This window comes from Halopseudomonas phragmitis, from assembly GCF_002056295.1.
Taxonomy (GTDB): domain Bacteria; phylum Pseudomonadota; class Gammaproteobacteria; order Pseudomonadales; family Pseudomonadaceae; genus Halopseudomonas; species Halopseudomonas phragmitis.
Genome location: NZ_CP020100.1, coordinates 2,369,625 through 2,387,828 on the forward strand (window position 1 = coordinate 2,369,625; position 18,204 = coordinate 2,387,828).

Sequence of the window (18,204 nt, forward strand, 5' to 3'; positions counted from 1 at the left end):
TGGATTGCCACGGGCCTACGGCCCTCGCAATGACGAGAAAAGGCAGTGAGCGATGCCTACGTGCTGCGCCTCACCTACCCCGTCATTGCGAGGGCCGTAGGCCCGTGGCAATCCAGTGGGTCAGGCCTGACGTCTGACTCGCTCCACCGCATCCAGCCATCCGCGATACAGGTTGTCGCGCTGGCTGGCGCTCATCTGCGGGGTGAAGTGACGCTCGCACTGCCAGTGCCGGGCGATATCCTCCAGGCTGGCGAACAGGCCGCTTTGCAGGCCGGCCAGGTAGGCGACTCCCAGCGCGGTGGTTTCGGTGACCTGAGGACGGTCGACCGGGACGCCGAGAATATTGGCCAGCGCCTGCACTACCCAGTTGTTCACCACCATCCCACCGTCAACCCGCAAGGCCGCAGTGCTGGTGGCGCCGTCAGCGGTCATCGCTTCGAGCAGATCACGGGTCTGAAATCCGACCGACTGCAATCCGGCGGTAACGATTTCGCCAATGCCGGTATCGCGGGTCAGGCCGAAAATGGCACCGCGCGCTTTCGGGTCCCAGTAGGGCGCGCCAAGGCCGGTAAAGGCCGGTACCAGATACACGCCACATTGCTCGCCGGTCTGCTCGGCCAGGGCTTCGGTATCACCGGCGCTCTGAATCAGCTTGAGGCCGTCGCGCAGCCACTGGATGGCGGCCCCGGCAACGAAGATGCTGCCTTCGATGGCGTAGCTGACTTCACCGTTGAGTCGATAGCCGACAGTCGTCAGCAGCCGGTTCTGCGATTTGACCGGGGTCTTGCCGGTATTCATCACCATGAAACAGCCCGTACCGTAAGTGCTCTTGACCATGCCAGGCTCGAAGCAGGCCTGGCCGATCAGGGCTGCCTGCTGGTCACCGGCGATGGCCCGAATCGGCACCGCTGCGCCTAGCAGATCCGGAGAACTGATGCCGAACTCAGCGGCGCTGTCCATCACCTCGGGCAACAGGCTGGCGGGAATCTCGAACAGCCGCAGCAGCTCGTCGTCCCATTGCTGGGTGTGAATGTTGAACAGCAGAGTGCGTGAGGCGTTGGTGGCGTCGGTACGGTGCACCTGGCCACCGGTCAGGCGCCAGAGCAGGAAACAGTCGACTGTGCCGAAGCGCAATTCGCCGCGCTCGGCTCGCTCCCGGGCACCTGCGACGTTGTCCAGCAGCCAGCGCAGTTTGGTGCCGGAGAAATAGGGGTCGATCAGCAGCCCGGTTTTGGCGCTGACCACGGCCTCATGGCCGTCGGCCTTGAGTTGGGCGCAATAGTCGGCGGTACGCCGATCCTGCCAGACGATGGCGTGGTGCAACAGCTCACCGCTGTTGGCATCCCAGAGCAGGGTGGTTTCCCGCTGGTTGGTGATGCCGATAGCGGCGATGTCCTGAGCCTTGAGACCGGCATTCTCCAGCGCCTGACGGCAGACCTTGAGCGTGCTGGACCAGATTTCCTCGCCATCGTGTTCGACCCAGCCGTCCTCGGGGAAGTGCTGGGCGAATTCCTGCTGGGCCGTTGCCAGTGGCTGGGCGTCACGGTCAAACACAATGGCTCGGCTGCTGGTGGTGCCCTGGTCGATGGCGAGTAGATGGTCTGGCATGGGGCTTGTCCTGCATTTTTTGAATGGATTAAAACTAACTCAATCACCACGCCCGATGGCGGCGAACTGACCTTGAGTCTGGCTTGCCAGGTCCTCGGGTGCCAGCTCGATTTCCAGCCCCCGGCGTCCGCCGCTGATAAAAATGCTAGGCCAGTCGCGAGCGCTGGCGTCGATGAAGGTACGCAGGCGCTTTTTCTGGGCCAGCGGGCTGATGCCGCCAACCAGATAGCCGGTGCTGCGCTGGGCGGCGGCTGGATCGGCCATGTCGGTTTTCTTCACCGCGGCGGCCTGGGCCAGGGCCTTGAGATCGAGCAGGCCATTGACTGGTACCACAGCTACCAGCAACTCGCCTTTTTCGCTGCTGGCCAGCAGGGTCTTGAACACCCGGCCTGGGTCGAGCCCCAGTTTGTCGGCGGCTTCGCCACCATAAGATTCGGCCTTGGGGTCGTGCTCGTAACGATGCAACTGGTAGCTGATGCGGGCCTTGTCGAGCTGTTTGGTGGCGGGGGTCATGCTGACATGTCCATGTAATTGTCTGCATGCGATTCTGCTGGGCGCGCGATAAAACGGCAACAGTGTATGCTCATATGAAATACCACGTTTTCTAGACCCAGGGAGGGTGACTAGCGTGTTCAGAGTTCATCCGAATGAACGGCCCCAAGGCAACCCAGCGGCCTTGAGCGAGTGCGACTTGCTGGTGATCGGAGGAGGGATCAATGGCGCAGGGATTGCCAACGATGCCGCCGGCCGTGGGCTCAAGGTCGTGCTGTGTGAACAGCATGACCTGGCTGCGCATACCTCCTCGGCCAGCAGCAAGCTGATCCATGGCGGACTGCGTTATCTCGAATACTACGAATTTCGGCTGGTGCGTGAGGCATTGGGCGAGCGCGAGGTATTGCTGGCCAAGGCGCCACACATTATCTGGCCGTTGCGCTTCATCCTGCCGCACCGCCCGCATTTGCGCCCACGCTGGATGCTGCGGGCCGGTCTGTTTCTGTACGACCACCTGGGGCGGCGGACTACCTTGCCAGCCACCCGCAGCCTGCGGCTCAACGGCCAGAGCCCGTTGCAGGCAAATATTCATTACGCCTTCGAATATTCTGACTGCTGGGTCGACGATGCCCGGCTGGTGGTGCTCAATGCCATGCAGGCACGCGCGCTGGGGGCTGATATCCGCTTGCACAGCCGTTGCGTCTCGGCTCACCGTGAAGCCGGTTTCTGGCAGGTTCAGATTGCTTCGGCTGAAGGTCGCAGCGAGGTTCGTGCGCGGGCGGTGGTCAACGCCACCGGGCCCTGGGCGGCCCGTGCCACGGAGGAGATCCTGGGCGAGCGCCCCAGTCAGGGGATGCGTCTGGTTCAGGGCAGCCACATCATTGTGCCGCGTCTGTACCAGGGCTCGCAGGCCTACATCCTGCAAAACGAGGATCAGCGGATCGTGTTCGTGTTGCCCTATGAGGGTGACTACTCCTTGATTGGCACCACTGATCTGGATTATCGAGGAGACCCGGCAGCGGTAAGGCCTACCGCCGAGGAAGAGGCCTACCTGCTGTCGGTGGTCAATGCTCATTTTCGTCAGCCGCTCAGTGCCGAGGCTATTGTGCATCGGTTTGCCGGAGTCAGGCCGTTGCTGGATGACGAGGATGGTAACCCGGCAGCGGTAACCCGGGATTACACCCTGACCGTGCAGGGTGGACGCGGGCAGGCACCGCTATTGAATGTATTTGGCGGCAAGCTGACCACCTATCGCCGCCTGGCTGAGGCGGCGCTGGAAAAGCTGCGACCCTGGCTGCCTGGCATGGGTCCTGCCTGGACCGGTCGGCATGCCCTGCCGGGGGGCGATTTCATCAGCCAGGCTGCGCTCAATGCCGAGCTGCAGGCCGATTATCCCTGGCTCGATGATCGCCAGCGCTGGCGTTATGTACGCAGCTACGGGCGTCTGTGCCAGCAATTTCTGGAGGGGGCCGATAGCCAACGTGATCTGGGGCGGGATTTTGGCGCCGGACTTACCGAACGGGAAGTGCAATATCTGCGTCAGCACGAGTGGGCCAGCAGTGTCGAGGATATCCTCTGGCGCCGGACCAAGTTGGGCTTGCGCCTGAGCTCGGAGCAGCAGCAGGATTTGGCGGAGTATCTGGGGCGGTTGGGCTGAAAACTTGGCTAGGTAATGCTAATGGCTCGGGTTTTCCTGGGAGCCCCGAGCATCTGCTCGAAGTTGGGGATGCACGTTGGTCTGCAGCGGGAGCGGATGCTCCCGCCTCCCGGGAGGGGTCTTCAGTGCTCGGGCTTGTAACCCAGGCGCAACCCGCCCCAGTGCCGGCCCTTGATCCACAGCGGCACCGACAGATCATGCATGATCTCGCCGGTATCGCGTTTATAGGTTTGCAATAGCAATGACTGTTGGTGACTGCCGCAACGGCCACCGGTGCGGTCGTTGAACAGGCGTTTGCTGCGGCAGTAGCGGGTGTCGTGCTCCAGGTCGCCGGTCGGCTGGCGGCTGAAGGCCTGATTATGGGTCGGCACGTAGCCTTCGGGTGTAGTGGCGATGGCATACACCAGTTCCGGATGGGCCTGCAGTAGTGGTTCCTGGAGGGCCGGCAGCACGCTGTCGGTGTACTGGTCAAAACGGCTCTTGTAGCGCTGTGGACGGCTGCCGGGAATGGGCGTCAGGTTGTGGTCGAACAGATCTTCCAGGCTGATTCGGCCACTGGCGATATCCTGTTCAAAACGCTGGCTGATCGACTCGGCAGCTTCCCGGGCCGCGTCGAAGAGGCGCTGGTGGTAGGGCGCCAGAGCTACTTCGGCGAGCATCTCGCTGACCTGCTCGGCCAACTCGACCAGATTGTCCGCCTCCTGACCCAACCGACGGGTCTGCTGATCACTACCGGCCAGATCGGCACGTACCTGCTCGACGGCACAGGACAAACTGCTCAACTGATCGCGGTTGGCGGCGCTGCTCTCGGCAATCTGGGCTGTTTCCTGTTTCACCGCCTCGCCATGACGGTTGATATCCAGCAGTTGGCTGCTGGCCTGTTCGATCAGACTGACACTGGTCTGGACCTGGCTGACCAGTTCGCCAATCCCTTCGGTGACCCGTTGGGTTTCCCGGTGCATTTCATCGATGATGGTGGCGACCTCAGAGGTTGAGGTGGCTGTACGAGCGGCCAAACCACGCACCTCGTCGGCGACCACCGCAAAGCCCCGGCCCATTTCCCCAGCCCTGGCCGCCTCGATGGCGGCATTGAGCGCCAACAGGTTGGTCTGGCTGGCGATGGTTTCAATGACCTGGGTGACCTGAACGATCTTGCTGGCTTTGTCATTGAGCTGGTTGAGCATCATCAGGCTGGCATCGGCCTGGCGTGACAACCCTTGCATGACGTCGACGGCCTGATCCAGTGCCTGTTTGCCCGATTGGCTACTACCGCGAGCGGACTCGGCGGCCTGGTCGGCCAGTTCAGCGAAGCGCGAGGTGTTTTCCACCTGATGGGCGATATGTTCGGCGTTCTGAGCCACCTGGGTGATGGCGCTGAGCTGGGAGTGCAGGCGTGCGGCCAGTTGTTCAACCGAGAACGACACCTCTGCTGCGGCCATGGCATTGCGGCTGGTCGAGCGCGACAAATTGCGAGCCAGGCTTTCCAATGCCTGATCAGTGTCCTGAGCGTTGGCCTGGGGAGCTTTGCCGCGTGCTAACAGCCAGGGCAGGGCGGCCAGCAGCAGGCTGAACGGTAGAGTCATGGGGCCGTATTGCAGCAGCAGCCAGAGGCCGGCGCCGAGCTGAATCAATGCACAAAGTGAGCGGATGGCGATACCGTGGGTCATGGCGCCTCTCCTGAATGACGTTATTGTTTTTGGGCCCTCAGGCCATGCGGGCAGTAGGCCAGTTGTCGCAAGGCGAGACAATAGGTCTTTGGTCGGGGTGGGATTGGTTATTGGATGCGGTGGTGGCTGATAAAACGGGTATCCAGCCAGGTTTTCCACCAGCGCGCCCAGCGCCCGGCGGCGGCTAGCGGGCCATAGCTGAGCAGGGCTCGGCCATCACTGGTATCCAGCAACGCCAGAGTGCGTGACTGAGGTTGGTAGCGCTGCAGCGGTTGCTGGCACAGCAGCGCCTGCAGATTGTCCGCCAGAGTCTGGCCCTGGCGGACCGCATGCACGCCGCAGTGGTGACTGTCCGGTACCTTGGCGCAATCGCCACTGGCCAGGATGGCGCTATGACTTAGACTGCGCAGGCAGCTATCGACAGCAATGAAACCCAGAGGGTCGCAGCGCAGGCCGCTGGTCTGTTGGCAGGCATGCGGCTGGGCGCCGGTAGCCAGAACCAAGGCGTCGAATCCCTCCAATTCGATGCCCGACGCCAACAGCAGGCGACCCTGGCGAATACCCGTGAGCTGGTCGAGCTGATAGTCGATACCGCGCTCATGCAGCAGGCGCAGTGCCCGGCGTTGCAGAGTCGATGGGTGCCGAGCCAGTAACGGAGTACTGCCGATCAGGCTGATTCGACTGTTAGGCAAGCTGGCCTGCAATGCCAGGGCCAGTTCAAAGGCCGCCGGTCCGGCTCCGGCCAACGCCAGATTGACGGGTGCATGGCCGTCGCGCCACAGGCGCCACTGTCGATACAGCGTAGCGAAGGGCTTGACCGGGATGACTGGCAGGCTGCCGTCCTGCAGCAGACAGGCCGGGCTGGATCCGATGTTGAGCGACAGCAGTTCGGCCTGATACTGGCGACCGTCGTCGAGCCGCAGCAGACGCTGATCGGCATTCAGTTCGGCGAGCTGGCCGATAACCAGCTCAATGCCCAGGTTTGCGCACAGTGGCTCAAGGGCTATTGCGCAGTCTTCAGGCTGGTAACGTCCGGCTAGTAGTCCAGGCATCATGCCCGAATACCAGGCTTCGGGGTCGGGATTGATCAGCACGCTGCCGGCTGGTGGGCGAAAGCCGCGATCACGCCAGCGGCGCAGGCCGACCAGGTGCGTGTGTCCGGCGCCAATCAGGGCCAGCGGCGTGCTCTGTAACGGGGCTTGGGTCATTTCTGAAGGCTAGCTGGTGCTGGTCGATTGGCCAAGTGACGAGTGGTCTGCTTCGCATCAATGGTGGTTACGATTGCTTAGATTGATAGGTCCGCATGTTGATCATTAATGGTGCTTTTTCGGAATCGACTTTCGCTGTGCGAACCTGATACTCTCCGTCGACTGGTATTCAACCAGCTTGAACGGAGTACGCCGTGACCAACAACAACAGTCTGTATCCCACGACCAAGCGCGCCTGGTTGACGGTTTCCATTTTGCTGCTGGCCTATGTTCTGTCGTTCATCGACCGGCAGATTCTCAACTTGCTGGTAGGGCCAATCCGGGCCGACCTGGGCATCAGCGATACCCAGATGAGCCTGCTAATGGGCTTGTCCTTCGCCATTTTCTACACCATTGCCGGGATTCCGCTGGGCCGGGTGGCTGACAGCCGCAGCCGTCGCGGTCTGATTGCCTGCGGGGTGTTTTTCTGGAGCCTGATGACCGCCGCCTGCGGTATGGCCAAGCAGTACTGGCACTTCGTGATTTTCCGCATCGGCGTTGGTGCTGGTGAAGCGGCGCTGTCGCCGGCAGCCTATTCGCTGATGGCTGACAGCTTCCCGCCGGAGAAGCGCGCCACGGCGATCAGCGTCTATTCCATGGGCATTTACCTGGGCGCCGGGATGGCCTTCCTGCTTGGCGGCATTGTGGTTACCTGGGCCAACGCCCGTGGTGATGTGATGCTGCCGCTGCTCGGGATGGTGCGTCCGTGGCAATTGATCTTCCTGGTGCTGGGTGCCGCCGGGATCATGTTCTGTCTGGTGCTGCTGGCGATCAAGGAACCGACCCGCAAGGGCGTGGGCGCCGGCGTGGCTGTGCCGCTCAAAGATGTTGGTGCCTATCTGTTGAGCATTCGCAAAGCGGTTATTTGCCACAACTTCGGTTTTGCCTGCCTGTCGTTTGCCTCTTATGGCGCCTCGGCCTGGATCCCGACCTTTTTTATCCGCAATCACGGCCTTACCCCGGGTGAGGTGGGTATCTATTATGGCAGTCTGGTGATGGTCGCCGGCTCGCTGGGTATCGTGTTCGGTGGTCGCCTCGCTGATGCCCTGGCACGCAAGGGTATGAAGGATTCCAACATGCGGGTTGGCCTGCTGGCGGCTATTCTGACTTTGTTGTGCAACGTGGTGTATCTGGTCGACAACATGACGCTGCTGTGGGTGATCATGTTCTTCAACGTGTTCACCGTGGCCATGCCCTTCGGCGTGGCGCCAGCGGCGATCCAGGAAGTCATGCCCAACTCCATGCGTGGCCAGGCTTCCGCTATCTATCTGTTTGTAGTCACGCTGATCGGCCTGGGTATCGGGCCGACCGCCGTGGCCCTGGTAACCGATTACGTGTTCCAGGATGACTATGCTGTGCGTTACTCGATCTTCTGGGTCGCCAGCATCATTACCCTCGGCTCCATTGTGTTGTTGTGGAAAGGGCTCAAGCCGTATCTGGAAGCCCGTGAAACCCTGGCAGCCTGGGGAGACCGACAAGAACAAAAGACGGCCCCAGCCGTTTAACCGAAACCGTTTCGCCTGCAGGCGTAGCTAATTGGAAACAGGAGCAGAACCATGACTGATGCAGTTATCGTATCCACGGCCCGTACCGGCCTGGGCAAGTCCTACCGCGGCGCACTGAACAACACCCACAGTGTCGACATGGCTGGTTTCGTCATCGCCGAGGCGGTCAAGCGTGCCGGTATCGATCCGGCCCTGGTTGAGGACGTGATTCTGGGTGCTACCTTCCACGAAGGTGCCCAGGGCAAGAACATGGCGCGTCTGGCCGCCATCCGTGGCGGTCTGCCGGTTACCACTGCCGGCATGTCGCTGAACCGTTTCTGCAGCTCCGGTCTGCAGTCGATCGCCATCGCCGCCCAGCGCGTGGTCAGCGAGAAAATCCCGGCCATCGTCGCCGGTGGTGTCGAGTCGATCAGCCTGTGTCAGAACGACAAGCTCAACATGTTCCACGGCACCAATGAGTGGATCATGAAGAACAAGCCTGAGCTGTACCTGTCGATGATCGAAACTGCCGATATCGTCGCCAAGCGCTACAACGTCAGCCGTGAATCGCAGGATGAGTACTCGCTGCTCAGCCAGCAGCGCGTAGCCGCCGGCCAGGAAAGCGGCAAGTTCGCCGATGAGATCGTGCCGTACAAGGTCACCATGAAGGTTCAGAACAAGGAAACCGGCGAGATTTCCGACAAGGAAGTGGTACTGGATCGCGACGAGTGCAACCGTCCGTCCACCACCCTGGAAGGCCTGGCCTCGCTGCAACCGGTTCGTGGTCCGGATCAGTTCATCACCGCCGGCAACGCCAGCCAGCTGTCCGACGGTGCCTCCGTCTGTACCGTGATGAACAGCAAGGTTGCCGAACAGCTGAACATCGAACCCATGGGTATCTTCCGTGGCTTTGCCGTGGCTGGTTGCGAGCCCGACGAGATGGGTATCGGCCCGGTCTTCGCTATTCCGCGTCTGCTCGAGCGCAACGGTCTGAAGATGGACGATATCGGTCTGTGGGAACTGAACGAAGCCTTCGCCTCTCAGGTCGTTTACTGCCGCGACAAGCTGGGTATCCCGGCTGAAAACCTCAACGTCAACGGTGGTTCGATCGCCATTGGTCACCCCTACGGTGTAACCGGCTCGCGCCTGACCGGCCATGCGCTGATCGAAGGCAAGCGTCGTGGCGTCAAGTACGTGGTCGTGACCATGTGCATCGGCGGCGGCCAGGGTGCAGCCGGTCTGTTCGAGATCGTCTGACCCGGCAGCGGTGCGGTTGCCAGTGAGTGGCAGCCGCGCCGAGTTTTCTCTGCCCAGCCCCGCAGCTTGCTGCGGGGCTGGTATTTGATCCATCCCTGTTTCAATGCGGGTCCCTGCATTACCCGCAGGAGTCCGTGTCATGTCACAAAAAATCGTATCTACCGATGATCTGGCGTTTCTGCTCTATGAGCTGCTGGATGTCGAACGTTTTGTCCAATTCCCGCGTTATGCCGACCATAGCCGCGATACTTTCGATGCCGCTATTGAGCTGGCACTCAAGGTTGGTGCGGAAACCTTCGCCCCGCATAACGCCCTGTGCGATGCCAACGAACCAACCTTCGAAAATGGCAAGGTGGTAATTCGTCCAGAAGTGTCAGCTGCGCTGGACGTGCTGCGTGACACCGGTCTGATGGCCGCCTCGCAGGATTACGAGCGTGGTGGCATGCAGTTGCCATCGGTGATCGCCCAGACCTGCATCGGCATTATCAAGGGCGCCAACGTCAGCACCCAGGCCTACGCCGGCCTGACCATCGCCGCCAGCAACCTGATCATGGCTCACGGCAGCGAAGAATATAAAAAGCGCTTCGCCGAGCCGATGATGGCCGGGCGTTTCTTCGGCACCATGTGCCTGACCGAACCGCATGCCGGCTCTTCGCTGGCAGACATCAAGAGCCGTGCGGTACCGGCAGAGGACGGCAGTTATCGGATCAGCGGCAACAAGATCTTCATTTCTGCCGGTGACCACGAACTGAGCGAAAACATCGTGCATCTGGTGTTGGCCAAGCTGCCCGACGCGCCGCCCGGGGTAAAGGGCATTTCACTGTTTATCGTGCCCAAGTATCTGGTCAATGAAGACGGCTCGCTGGGTGAGCGCAACGATGTACAACTGGCCGGCCTGATCCACAAGATGGGTTATCGCGGCACCACCTCGACCATGCTCAACTTCGGCGAGAAGGGCGGGGCGGTTGGTTATCTGGTTGGTGAACCGCATCAGGGCCTGGCGCAGATGTTCCACATGATGAACGAGGCGCGCATCGGCGTTGGTCTGGGCTCGGTAATGCTCGGCTACACCGGCTACCTGCATGCGCTGGAATACGCCCGTGAGCGCAATCAGGGGCGGCCGCTCAAGGAGCGTGATCCGCAAAGCCCGATGATCCCGATCATCGAGCATGCCGATGTACGGCGTATGCTGCTGGCGCAGAAGGCTTTCGTTGAAGGTGGTCTGGCACTGTGCCTGTTCACTGCAACCCTGATCGATGAGAAAAAGCACGCCGAAGACCCGCTGGCGCGTGAAGAGGCGGCTGGCCTGAATGACCTGCTGACCCCGATCGTCAAGTCCTGGCCCTCACAGTTCTGCCTGGAAGCCAATAGCCTGGCGATCCAGGTGCATGGCGGCTACGGCTATACCCGGGAATACCCGGTCGAACAGTTCTACCGCGACAACCGCCTCAACCCGATCCACGAAGGTACTCACGGTATTCAGGGTCAGGATCTGCTTGGGCGCAAGGTGGCAATGGCCGACGGCAAGTACTACCAGGCGCTGCTGGGCCGTATCCGTACCACCCTGAGTGAGTGTCAGGCGCTGGCAGAGCTCAAGGACGGCGCCCAGTTGCTCGGCAATGCCCTGGCCACCCTGGAAGAGGTCACCACCGCCCTGCAAGCCCTGCGCAAGAGCGATCCGGAACGGGCCCTGGCCAATGCCTACCTGTACCTGGAGTGCTTTGGTCATGTAGTGGTCGGCTGGTTGTGGCTGCGCCAGGCACAGACCGCACTGGCATCGTTGCAGAGCGGTGGTGAGCGGCCCAAGGCCTTCTATCAGGGCAAACTGCACGCCTGCGACTACTTCCTGCGCTACGAGTTGCCCAAGCCGCTGGCCCTGGCCAACGTCCTGCGCGACGCCGACCGCACCACGCTTGATATGCCGGTGGAGTGTTTCTAGGCTGCTTTCCCTGGGAGCCTGGAGCATCTGCTCCAGGATGGGGATGCAGCGGGCTTGCAGCGGGAGCGGATGCTCCCGCCTCCCGGGGGGGAAGCCTCAAGGGCTTGCAGCAGCGCCTACGCCTTACCCCACCTTCCTGAACGTCAGGTTATACCGCAGCGCCCCGGTCAACGGGTGCGCTGCGCGTTGGCCCAGCGGCGCGACGCCGTGAAAGAACAGCCGGCTCGGGCCACCCCAGACCACCACATCACCATGCTCCAGCAGCCAGCTTGCCGGCTTGTTGCCACGCTGCGGGCCGCCAAACAAAAAGCGGATAGGCGCGCCAAGCGACACCGATACAATCGGCGCGGAAAAATCCGCCTCATCTCGGTCCTGATGCAGCGCCATGCGTGCGCCGGTGACATAGCGGTTGATCAGGCAGGCCTCGGGTTCAAAGTCCGGATAGCCACAGCTCGCTGCGGCGTTGACTGCCAGTGCGCGGAAAGACTCGGGCATGGCTGGCCAGCGAGCGCCGCTGAGTGGGTCTGTTTCACTATAGCGATAGCCCAGACGATCGCTGGTCCAGCCATATCGCCCGCAATTGCTCATAGCCGCCGACATGCGTTGCCCGCCGGGTGTCAGCAGGTGACGGAAGGGCGCTTGCGCGCTGATCTCGGCGATGGTTGCAAGCAGATCCTCTGCCTGGACAAGGGCGAAACCTTTGAGCAGCCAGGCACCATCAGCCAGGCAGTGGCGCTCTTCGGTGTTGGGCGGAAAGTCCAGTGAGCCTTGCATGAGTATTCAGACGTCGAGGGCAGAGAGGTTAGGCTAGCACTGACGGGCATGGCTCGGCCATGCCCTGAGACTCCGACAACGACCTGGACAGTGTTTCCTGGGAGCCTGGAGCATCTGCTCCAGGATGGGGATACAGCGGGCTTGCAGCGGGAGTCCGAACGCGGCCCGAGATGCTCCCGCCTCCCAGGGGGGGCATGCCGCGAGCTTGGGATGGGGGTTTCCTGGGAGCCTGGAGCATCTGCTCCAGGGCGGGGATGCAGCGGGCTTGCAGCGGGAGCCGATGCTCCCGCCTCCCAGGAGGGTGGCGAAGGTTAGACCTTCATCCCCGGCAGGTTCAGCGAGGCGGTGTTGCCACCGTCTACCGCCAGGGCCTGGCCGGTGATGTAGCTGGCATCGTCGCTGGCGAGGAAGGCGATGGTCGCGGCGATTTCCTCCGGGCGACCATAGCGGCGCAGCTCGCAGCGCGCACCCAGCTTGGCTTCCTTGTTGTTGGCGCGGGCATAGTCGAACACCGGGGCAGTCATGCCGGTTTCGATCAGGCCCGGACACACGGCGTTGACGCGGATATTGTGTGCACCCAGATCACAGGCGCTGGTCATGGTGAAGTTGATCACCCCGGCTTTGGAGGCGCTGTAGGCGTTGCCGCCGGCACCGGAGCGAATCCCGGCCACTGAGGCGGTGTTGACGATGGCGCCCTGGCCCTGCTTTTCCATCTGCCGTGAGGCGTACTTGGTGAACAGCATCACGCCGTAGAGGTTGACGCTGATGATCTTTTGCCAGGTTTCCAGGCTCTGATCCTGGGCGGTACTGTAGTCACCACCGGCGATGCCGGCGTTGTTGCACAGTACATCCAGACGGCCAAAGTGGGTGATGGTGTCAGCGACGCACTGCTCGACGGCCGCTTCATCGGCTACGTCCAGAGCGCGCTGCAACACTTCGGTGCCGGCCGGCAGTTGCTCTACAGTCTGCTGCAGGCCTTCTTCGTTGCGATCCACCAGCATCAGCCGGGCGCCTTCGGCGGCCAGGCGTTTGGCGGTGGCGCGGCCAATGCCACTGCCGGCACCGGTAATCAGGGCAATTCGGTTTTCGAAACGTTGCATGTGGCGCTCCTTGAAAGGGGTCAGTGGTCAATGCTCGGGTCGTCGGCAGGGACGGCAGCGGTATCGTCGTCACGCGGCTCAATACCGAGCCTGCGCGCCAGAGCATCGCTGTCGATCTGCCAACTGGCGATATCGCGTTCAAAACGCAGCGGCGAAATGCTGATGCGCCCGGCGCGCAGGGCGCCGACGTCGGTATCCAGGCCGATGATACGTTCAGTCTGGCGCTGGAAACCGAGCCAAAAGTAGGGCACATCGCGGGTATCGCGGCGGCTTTCGATATTGATGCCGCCAATGCTGCCGGCGCGGGCGCGGCAGATGGCTACGCCGGTGACCTCAGCCGGGGCGCGGGCCGGGAAGTTGATGTTCATAGCGCAGTCGGTCGGCCAGCCGCTTTCGAGCAATTGCCTGACCACGCCGGGGCCATACTGGCGGGCGGTTTCCCAGTGGGTGTCACTGCCTTTATGGTAGGCCTGCGACAGGGCAATGGCAGGGATGTTCAGCAGGGTGGCAGTCAGGGCGCCGCCGATCGTGCCGGAATAGGCCACCGAGTCACTGATGTTGGCGCCGTTGTTGACGCCGGATAGCACCAGATCCGGTGGTTCTGGCATTAGCTCGCTGACCCCGAGCATCACGCAGTCGCTGGGAGTGCCGCTGACACTGAAGCGCCGTTCGCCAAAGTGATGCACGCGCAGTGGTTGGTGTAGCGAGATCGACATGGAGACACCACTCTGGTCGAGGTCCGGTGAAACGATCCAGACTTCCTCGGCGATTTCATGAGCGATATCTTCCAGCACCTTGAGGCCGGGTTCACGCCAACCGTCGTCATTGGTCAGCAGTACTCGCTTGATTGGTTTACTCATACAACCCTCAACAGTGTTCAGCCCTTCTGGGCGATTTCCCAGCCGATATCAGCCAGCAGACTGGCGCGCTTGCCGACTTCCAGTGCATCGGCGTTGCTGGCATTGCCTTGCAGGGCGCGGTGATAGACACCCTGGACAATAGCTGCCAAACGAAACAGCGAGAAGGCCAGAAAGAAGTTCCAGTCCGGCACGCTGCTGCGGCCAGTGAACTCGCAGTACCAGTCCAGAACCTGCTGTTCCTCGGGCACATTGTGGGCTTTGAGATCCAGACCCTTGAGCCCGCGCATGCCTTCAAGCGCCGCCGACTGGTGATAGGGCAGGCAACAATAGGCCAGATCAGACAGCGGATGCCCGAGGGTTGCCAGCTCCCAGTCGAGAATCGCCACCACCTGCGGTTCGCTCGGATGCAGAATCAGGTTGCCGATGCGGAAGTCGCCATGGGCGATGGTGGTGAAGTCATCCTTGGGTGCATGCTCGGGCAGCCAGGCCATCAGTGCATCCATCGACGGCATGTCGCCAGTACGGCTGGCTTCGAACTGACCGCCCCAACGTTTGATCTGGCGCGCCACGTAGCCTTCGGGCTTGCCGTAGCCTTCAAGGCCCACCGCGCGCCAGTCGACATTGTGCAGCTTGGCCATAGTCTCGATCATCGAGCGGTGGATTGGCAGCCGTTGCTCAATGGCGACTTTCTCCAGCAACGGGTGCGAATACACCCGACCCTCGACGTGATCCATGATGTAGAAATTGGTGCCGATCACCTCGGGGTCTTCGCACAGCAGTCGGGCCTTGGGTACCGGGACGCCAGTTTCACCCAGAGCGTTGATCACCTGATATTCGCGCTCGACCATGTGTGCCGAGGGCAGCAGCTTGCCCGGCGGCTTCTTGCGCAGCACGTAGCGCTTCTCACCAATCTGCAACTGGAAGGTCGGGTTGGACTGGCCACCCTGGAACTGCTTGATACCGATGCCTTTTTCCACGTCGGGCAGACGGCCCTTGAGGTAAGCAGCCAGCTTGGCTTCATCGAAGCGATGGGCGGGCAGTACGTCGATCAGGGTGGCTTCGCTCATGTAGAAGGTCCCATTTTCTTGGAGGTTGTTAGGGAATCTCTGGGTATGCTTTCTGTGTCATTGCGAGGGCTGCAGGCCCGTGGCAATCCATGCGTGGGACTGTGGATTGTCACGTTGGCGGATGGCCGCCCCTGCTCCTCGCAATGACGGGGGTTCAGATGTCCCTCAGGCGATGGTATCACCACCATCGGCGACAATGGTCTGGCCGGTGACGTAAGCACCAGCCGCCGAGGCCAGAAACAATGCCACCCCGGCGATATCAACCGGTTCGCCAACCCGGCGCAGCGGCAGCTTTTCCTCGACCTTGCGCAACCGGTCGGGATCTTCCAGCAGCGCCTGGGCGAAGTCGGTTCGGATCAGGCCGGGCGCAATGCTGTTGACCCGAATACCCTTGGGACCCCATTCCAGCGACAGGTTGCGCGCCAGCCCGGCTTCAGCGGCCTTGGACATGCCATACACACCGATATTGGCACTGGCCCGCAGGCCGGCGATGCTCGACAGCAATACGATGGAACCGCCGCCTTGTTCGACCATGTGCGGGATGACCATATTGCACAGCCAGAAAGTACCCTTGACGTTGGTGCCCATGATCTTGTCAAAGGCCTCGTCGCTGACTTGGTGGGTCGGGCCATAGACCGGGTTGGTCGCGGCGTTGCAGACCAGGATGTCGATTTTGCCGAAGGCTTGCAGGGTCTTGTCGACCAGGTTCTGCAACTGCGCCTTGTCGCCGACATGACAGGCCACCGGCAGGGCGTCGAAACCCTGAGCCTGAAGCTCGCCGGCGACCTGTTCACAGGCATCGGCCTTGCGGCTGGAAATGACTACTTTGGCGCCGGCCTTGGCATATTCCTCGGCAATCGCCTTGCCAATGCCCTTGGTCGAGCCGGTGATGATGGCGACCTTGCCGGTCAGGTCAAACAGTTTACTCATGCTGCTCTCCTATGGATTGCCACGTCGCTGCGCGACTCGCAATGACGAGGGGGTGGATGGGCCTTGTCGACTCCACCACACCACCGTCATCGCGAGGGCCGTAGGCCCGTGGCGATCCAGTTGTTTTACAGATACTGCCCCATTTCCAGCTTGGCGATGGTGCCCAGGTGTACTTCGTCCGGGCCGTCGGCCAGGCGCAGGGTACGGGCCTTGGCGTAGGCGGAGGCGAGGAAGCTGTCCTGGCAAACGCCCTTGGCGCCGTGTACCTGAATGGCACGGTCAATCACGTTGCAGGCCATAGTCGGTGCGACGGCTTTGATCATGGCGATCTGCTGGCGGGCGACCTTGTTGCCGTACAGGTCCATGCTGCGAGCAGCGTGCAGGGTCAGCAGGCGGGCCTGGTCGATTTCGCAACGTGATTTGGCGATGGCTTCGGCGGTGCTGCCGTGCTTGTACAGCGGCTTGCCGAAAGCGACGCGCTCGGCGGCGCGGCGGCACATGGCTTCCAGTGCGCGCTCGGCAATACCGATGCTGCGCATGCAGTGGTGAATACGGCCTGGCCCGAGGCGACCCTGGGCAATCTCAAAGCCGCGGCCTTCGCCGAGCAGCATGTTGGAAGCCGGAACGCGGACGTTGTCGTAAATGATTTCGGCATGGCCGTGTGGCGCATGGTCGTAACCGAATACATGCAGGTCACGCACAATGGTCACGCCGGGGCTGTCGAGCGGCACCAGAATCATGCTCTGTTGCAGGTGCTTGGGCGCGTTCGGGTCGGTCTTGCCCATGACGATGGCGATCTTGCAGTGTTCATTCAGAGCGCCGGAGGACCACCACTTGGTGCCGTTGATCACATACTCGTCGCCTTCACGGCGAATTTCGCACTGGATATTGGTGGCGTCGGAGGAGGCGACATCGGGTTCGGTCATGGAGAAGCAGGAACGGATTTCACCAGCCAGCAGAGGCTTGAGCCACTGTTCTTTCTGCGCCTCGTTACCGTAGCGCTCGATGGTTTCCATGTTGCCGGTGTCCGGCGCGCTGCAGTTGAAGACTTCACCGGCGAAGGACACGCGACCCATGATTTCACACAGGTGGGCGTATTCTTCATTATTCAGTCCGGCGCCACGCTCGGAGTGCGGCAGGAACAGGTTCCACAAACCCTGGCTGCGGGCTTTCTTTTTCAGTTCTTCAAGGATCGGCGGGTGGCCCCACTTGTTCAGTTTGACCTGCTCGTAGAACAGAGCTTCGTTAGGGTAAATGTGCTCATCCATAAAGGCGTTGAGCTGGTCCTTGAGTTCCTGCACGCGGGGGCTGAGTTCGAACATGGTGGTTCCTTGCTGGAGTTGGTTGAGCCGGGCGGCCAGCCGGGGCTGACCGATGAGCTGACCATACAGTCATCCTCCGGGGCGGAGAACCAAGTCCCGGCGGTGGAATGCATGCTCATAAGCAAATGTAATGGTAGTGAGGTACTACTATAGGCGTCAGCGAGATTCGCGCCTGCGCTCAACGCCAGCGTGCCAGATCCTCGGGGTCGTCAAGATCCCACAATGTAGGCCCGAGCCACAGGCTCAGGTTGGCCTCTTGCAGGCGCTGGCGGGTGTCAGCCAGAACCTGAGCGTGACTCCAGCTCATGTCTCGAAAGGGCGCTGGGTGTGGTTGACGCTGGCCGATCAGCACATAGCCGCCGTCGTCACTGGGCAGGATGACGCAATCATGAGTTTGCAGAGCCTCGGCTGCGGCCAATAGATGGGCATTGGTCAGCACTGGGCAGTCGCTGCCAACCAACAGGGCGCCTTGGGGGTGTTCACTGAAAGCTTGAGCCATGCGCTGACCCAGATCCCCGGTAGCTTGGGGGCGAAGTTGCAGATGCTGCTCACGTGCCAGTGCCGCGAACAGCGGATCATCAGTGTCTGGCGCGCAATACAGAACGCGTGGGCCAGGCCAGTCGCGGGTTTGCTCAAGCGTGAGCACCAGCAGGCGACGGTATAGCGCGCAAGCGCCCTTGGCTCCGAGCGCGGGTATCAGCCGGGTCTTGACCTGACCGGGTACCGGCGCCTTGGCGAAGATCAGCAGCGGCAGGGGCGGTGTATCCGAGGGGCGGGGCATGGTTCTGGTTCCTGGCAAG

At 61.6% G+C, this 18,204-nt stretch carries 15 protein-coding genes; 4 read left to right on the forward strand and 11 right to left on the reverse strand.

What is annotated here, in order from left to right:
• Positions 1-120 precede the first annotated feature (120 nt).
• Both glpK and ybaK read right to left on the reverse strand, forming a co-directional pair.
• On the reverse strand, positions 121-1,608 hold the full coding sequence (gene glpK, locus BVH74_RS10965; RefSeq protein ID WP_080050107.1) for a glycerol kinase GlpK: 1,488 nt from the start codon (positions 1,606-1,608) through the stop codon (positions 121-123).
• 39 nt (positions 1,609-1,647) lie between these two features.
• Positions 1,648-2,121, reverse strand: a complete 474-nt coding sequence (ybaK, locus tag BVH74_RS10970) for a Cys-tRNA(Pro) deacylase (protein ID WP_080050108.1) — start codon at positions 2,119-2,121, stop codon at positions 1,648-1,650.
• A gap of 115 nt (positions 2,122-2,236) precedes the next feature.
• Here ybaK and glpD point away from each other — a divergent pair, with 115 nt between their 5' ends.
• Positions 2,237-3,757, forward strand: a complete 1,521-nt coding sequence (gene glpD / locus BVH74_RS10975) for a glycerol-3-phosphate dehydrogenase (protein WP_080050109.1) — start codon at positions 2,237-2,239, stop codon at positions 3,755-3,757.
• Positions 3,758-3,879: 122 nt separating this feature from the next.
• Here the strand turns inward: glpD and BVH74_RS10980 are convergent, their stop codons facing one another.
• Complete coding sequence (locus tag BVH74_RS10980; RefSeq protein WP_080050110.1) at positions 3,880-5,424, reverse strand: methyl-accepting chemotaxis protein; 1,545 nt, start codon at positions 5,422-5,424, stop codon at positions 3,880-3,882.
• A 107-nt stretch (positions 5,425-5,531) separates the two neighbouring features.
• Positions 5,532-6,632 (reverse strand): FAD-dependent oxidoreductase, encoded by a 1,101-nt coding sequence (locus BVH74_RS10985; RefSeq protein ID WP_080050111.1) that lies wholly within the window; start codon positions 6,630-6,632, stop codon positions 5,532-5,534.
• Positions 6,633-6,826: 194 nt separating this feature from the next.
• Between BVH74_RS10985 and BVH74_RS10990 the strand changes: the two genes are divergently transcribed.
• The 3 genes from BVH74_RS10990 to BVH74_RS11000 all read left to right on the forward strand — a co-directional run bounded on the left by BVH74_RS10990 (position 6,827) and on the right by BVH74_RS11000 (position 11,351).
• A complete protein-coding gene (locus tag BVH74_RS10990; protein WP_080050112.1) occupies positions 6,827-8,176 on the forward strand; it encodes a spinster family MFS transporter in 1,350 nt (449 codons plus the stop codon).
• A 51-nt stretch (positions 8,177-8,227) separates the two neighbouring features.
• Complete coding sequence (locus BVH74_RS10995; RefSeq protein ID WP_080050113.1) at positions 8,228-9,412, forward strand: acetyl-CoA C-acyltransferase; 1,185 nt, start codon at positions 8,228-8,230, stop codon at positions 9,410-9,412.
• A 139-nt stretch (positions 9,413-9,551) separates the two neighbouring features.
• Positions 9,552-11,351 carry an acyl-CoA dehydrogenase gene (locus tag BVH74_RS11000; RefSeq protein WP_080050114.1) on the forward strand — a complete coding sequence of 600 codons (1,800 nt, stop codon included), beginning with the start codon at positions 9,552-9,554 and terminating at the stop codon, positions 11,349-11,351.
• 123 nt (positions 11,352-11,474) lie between these two features.
• On the opposite strand, the gene alkB is transcribed toward BVH74_RS11000, so the two are convergent.
• The 7 genes from alkB to BVH74_RS11035 form a co-directional block, all read right to left on the reverse strand.
• Positions 11,475-12,125 carry a DNA oxidative demethylase AlkB gene (gene alkB, locus BVH74_RS11005; protein ID WP_080050115.1) on the reverse strand — a complete coding sequence of 217 codons (651 nt, stop codon included), beginning with the start codon at positions 12,123-12,125 and terminating at the stop codon, positions 11,475-11,477.
• A gap of 311 nt (positions 12,126-12,436) precedes the next feature.
• A complete protein-coding gene (locus BVH74_RS11010; protein ID WP_080050116.1) occupies positions 12,437-13,225 on the reverse strand; it encodes an SDR family NAD(P)-dependent oxidoreductase in 789 nt (262 codons plus the stop codon).
• A 20-nt stretch (positions 13,226-13,245) separates the two neighbouring features.
• The gene (surE, locus tag BVH74_RS11015; protein WP_080050117.1) at positions 13,246-14,085 is read right to left on the reverse strand and encodes a 5'/3'-nucleotidase SurE; all 840 of its coding nucleotides are present in this window, start codon (positions 14,083-14,085) and stop codon (positions 13,246-13,248) included.
• A gap of 17 nt (positions 14,086-14,102) precedes the next feature.
• Positions 14,103-15,152, reverse strand: coding sequence for a phosphotransferase (locus tag BVH74_RS11020; protein WP_080050118.1), 1,050 nt, complete (start codon positions 15,150-15,152; stop codon positions 14,103-14,105).
• 165 nt (positions 15,153-15,317) lie between these two features.
• Positions 15,318-16,082 carry an SDR family NAD(P)-dependent oxidoreductase gene (locus BVH74_RS11025; RefSeq protein WP_080050119.1) on the reverse strand — a complete coding sequence of 255 codons (765 nt, stop codon included), beginning with the start codon at positions 16,080-16,082 and terminating at the stop codon, positions 15,318-15,320.
• Positions 16,083-16,207: 125 nt separating this feature from the next.
• Positions 16,208-17,404 carry an acyl-CoA dehydrogenase family protein gene (locus BVH74_RS11030; protein ID WP_080050120.1) on the reverse strand — a complete coding sequence of 399 codons (1,197 nt, stop codon included), beginning with the start codon at positions 17,402-17,404 and terminating at the stop codon, positions 16,208-16,210.
• A 178-nt stretch (positions 17,405-17,582) separates the two neighbouring features.
• Positions 17,583-18,185, reverse strand: coding sequence for a TIGR04282 family arsenosugar biosynthesis glycosyltransferase (locus tag BVH74_RS11035; RefSeq protein ID WP_080050121.1), 603 nt, complete (start codon positions 18,183-18,185; stop codon positions 17,583-17,585).
• Positions 18,186-18,204 lie beyond the last annotated feature (19 nt).

What these genes read in the sequence shown, in the direction of transcription:
- ybaK (WP_080050108.1), bottom strand. Translation starts at nt 2,121, where the DNA reads ATGACCCCCGCCACCAAACAGCTCGACAAGGCCCGCATCAGCTACCAG.
- BVH74_RS11030 (WP_080050120.1), bottom strand. Translation starts at nt 17,404, where the DNA reads ATGTTCGAACTCAGCCCCCGCGTGCAGGAACTCAAGGACCAGCTCAAC.
- BVH74_RS11035 (WP_080050121.1), bottom strand. Translation starts at nt 18,185, where the DNA reads ATGCCCCGCCCCTCGGATACACCGCCCCTGCCGCTGCTGATCTTCGCC.
- BVH74_RS10980 (WP_080050110.1), bottom strand. Translation starts at nt 5,424, where the DNA reads ATGACCCACGGTATCGCCATCCGCTCACTTTGTGCATTGATTCAGCTC.
- surE (WP_080050117.1), bottom strand. Translation starts at nt 14,085, where the DNA reads ATGAGTAAACCAATCAAGCGAGTACTGCTGACCAATGACGACGGTTGG.
- BVH74_RS10985 (WP_080050111.1), bottom strand. Translation starts at nt 6,632, where the DNA reads ATGACCCAAGCCCCGTTACAGAGCACGCCGCTGGCCCTGATTGGCGCC.
- BVH74_RS11020 (WP_080050118.1), bottom strand. Translation starts at nt 15,152, where the DNA reads ATGAGCGAAGCCACCCTGATCGACGTACTGCCCGCCCATCGCTTCGAT.
- alkB (WP_080050115.1), bottom strand. Translation starts at nt 12,125, where the DNA reads ATGCAAGGCTCACTGGACTTTCCGCCCAACACCGAAGAGCGCCACTGC.
- glpK (WP_080050107.1), bottom strand. Translation starts at nt 1,608, where the DNA reads ATGCCAGACCATCTACTCGCCATCGACCAGGGCACCACCAGCAGCCGA.
- BVH74_RS11000 (WP_080050114.1), top strand. Translation starts at nt 9,552, where the DNA reads ATGTCACAAAAAATCGTATCTACCGATGATCTGGCGTTTCTGCTCTAT.
- BVH74_RS11010 (WP_080050116.1), bottom strand. Translation starts at nt 13,225, where the DNA reads ATGCAACGTTTCGAAAACCGAATTGCCCTGATTACCGGTGCCGGCAGT.
- BVH74_RS11025 (WP_080050119.1), bottom strand. Translation starts at nt 16,082, where the DNA reads ATGAGTAAACTGTTTGACCTGACCGGCAAGGTCGCCATCATCACCGGC.
- BVH74_RS10995 (WP_080050113.1), top strand. Translation starts at nt 8,228, where the DNA reads ATGACTGATGCAGTTATCGTATCCACGGCCCGTACCGGCCTGGGCAAG.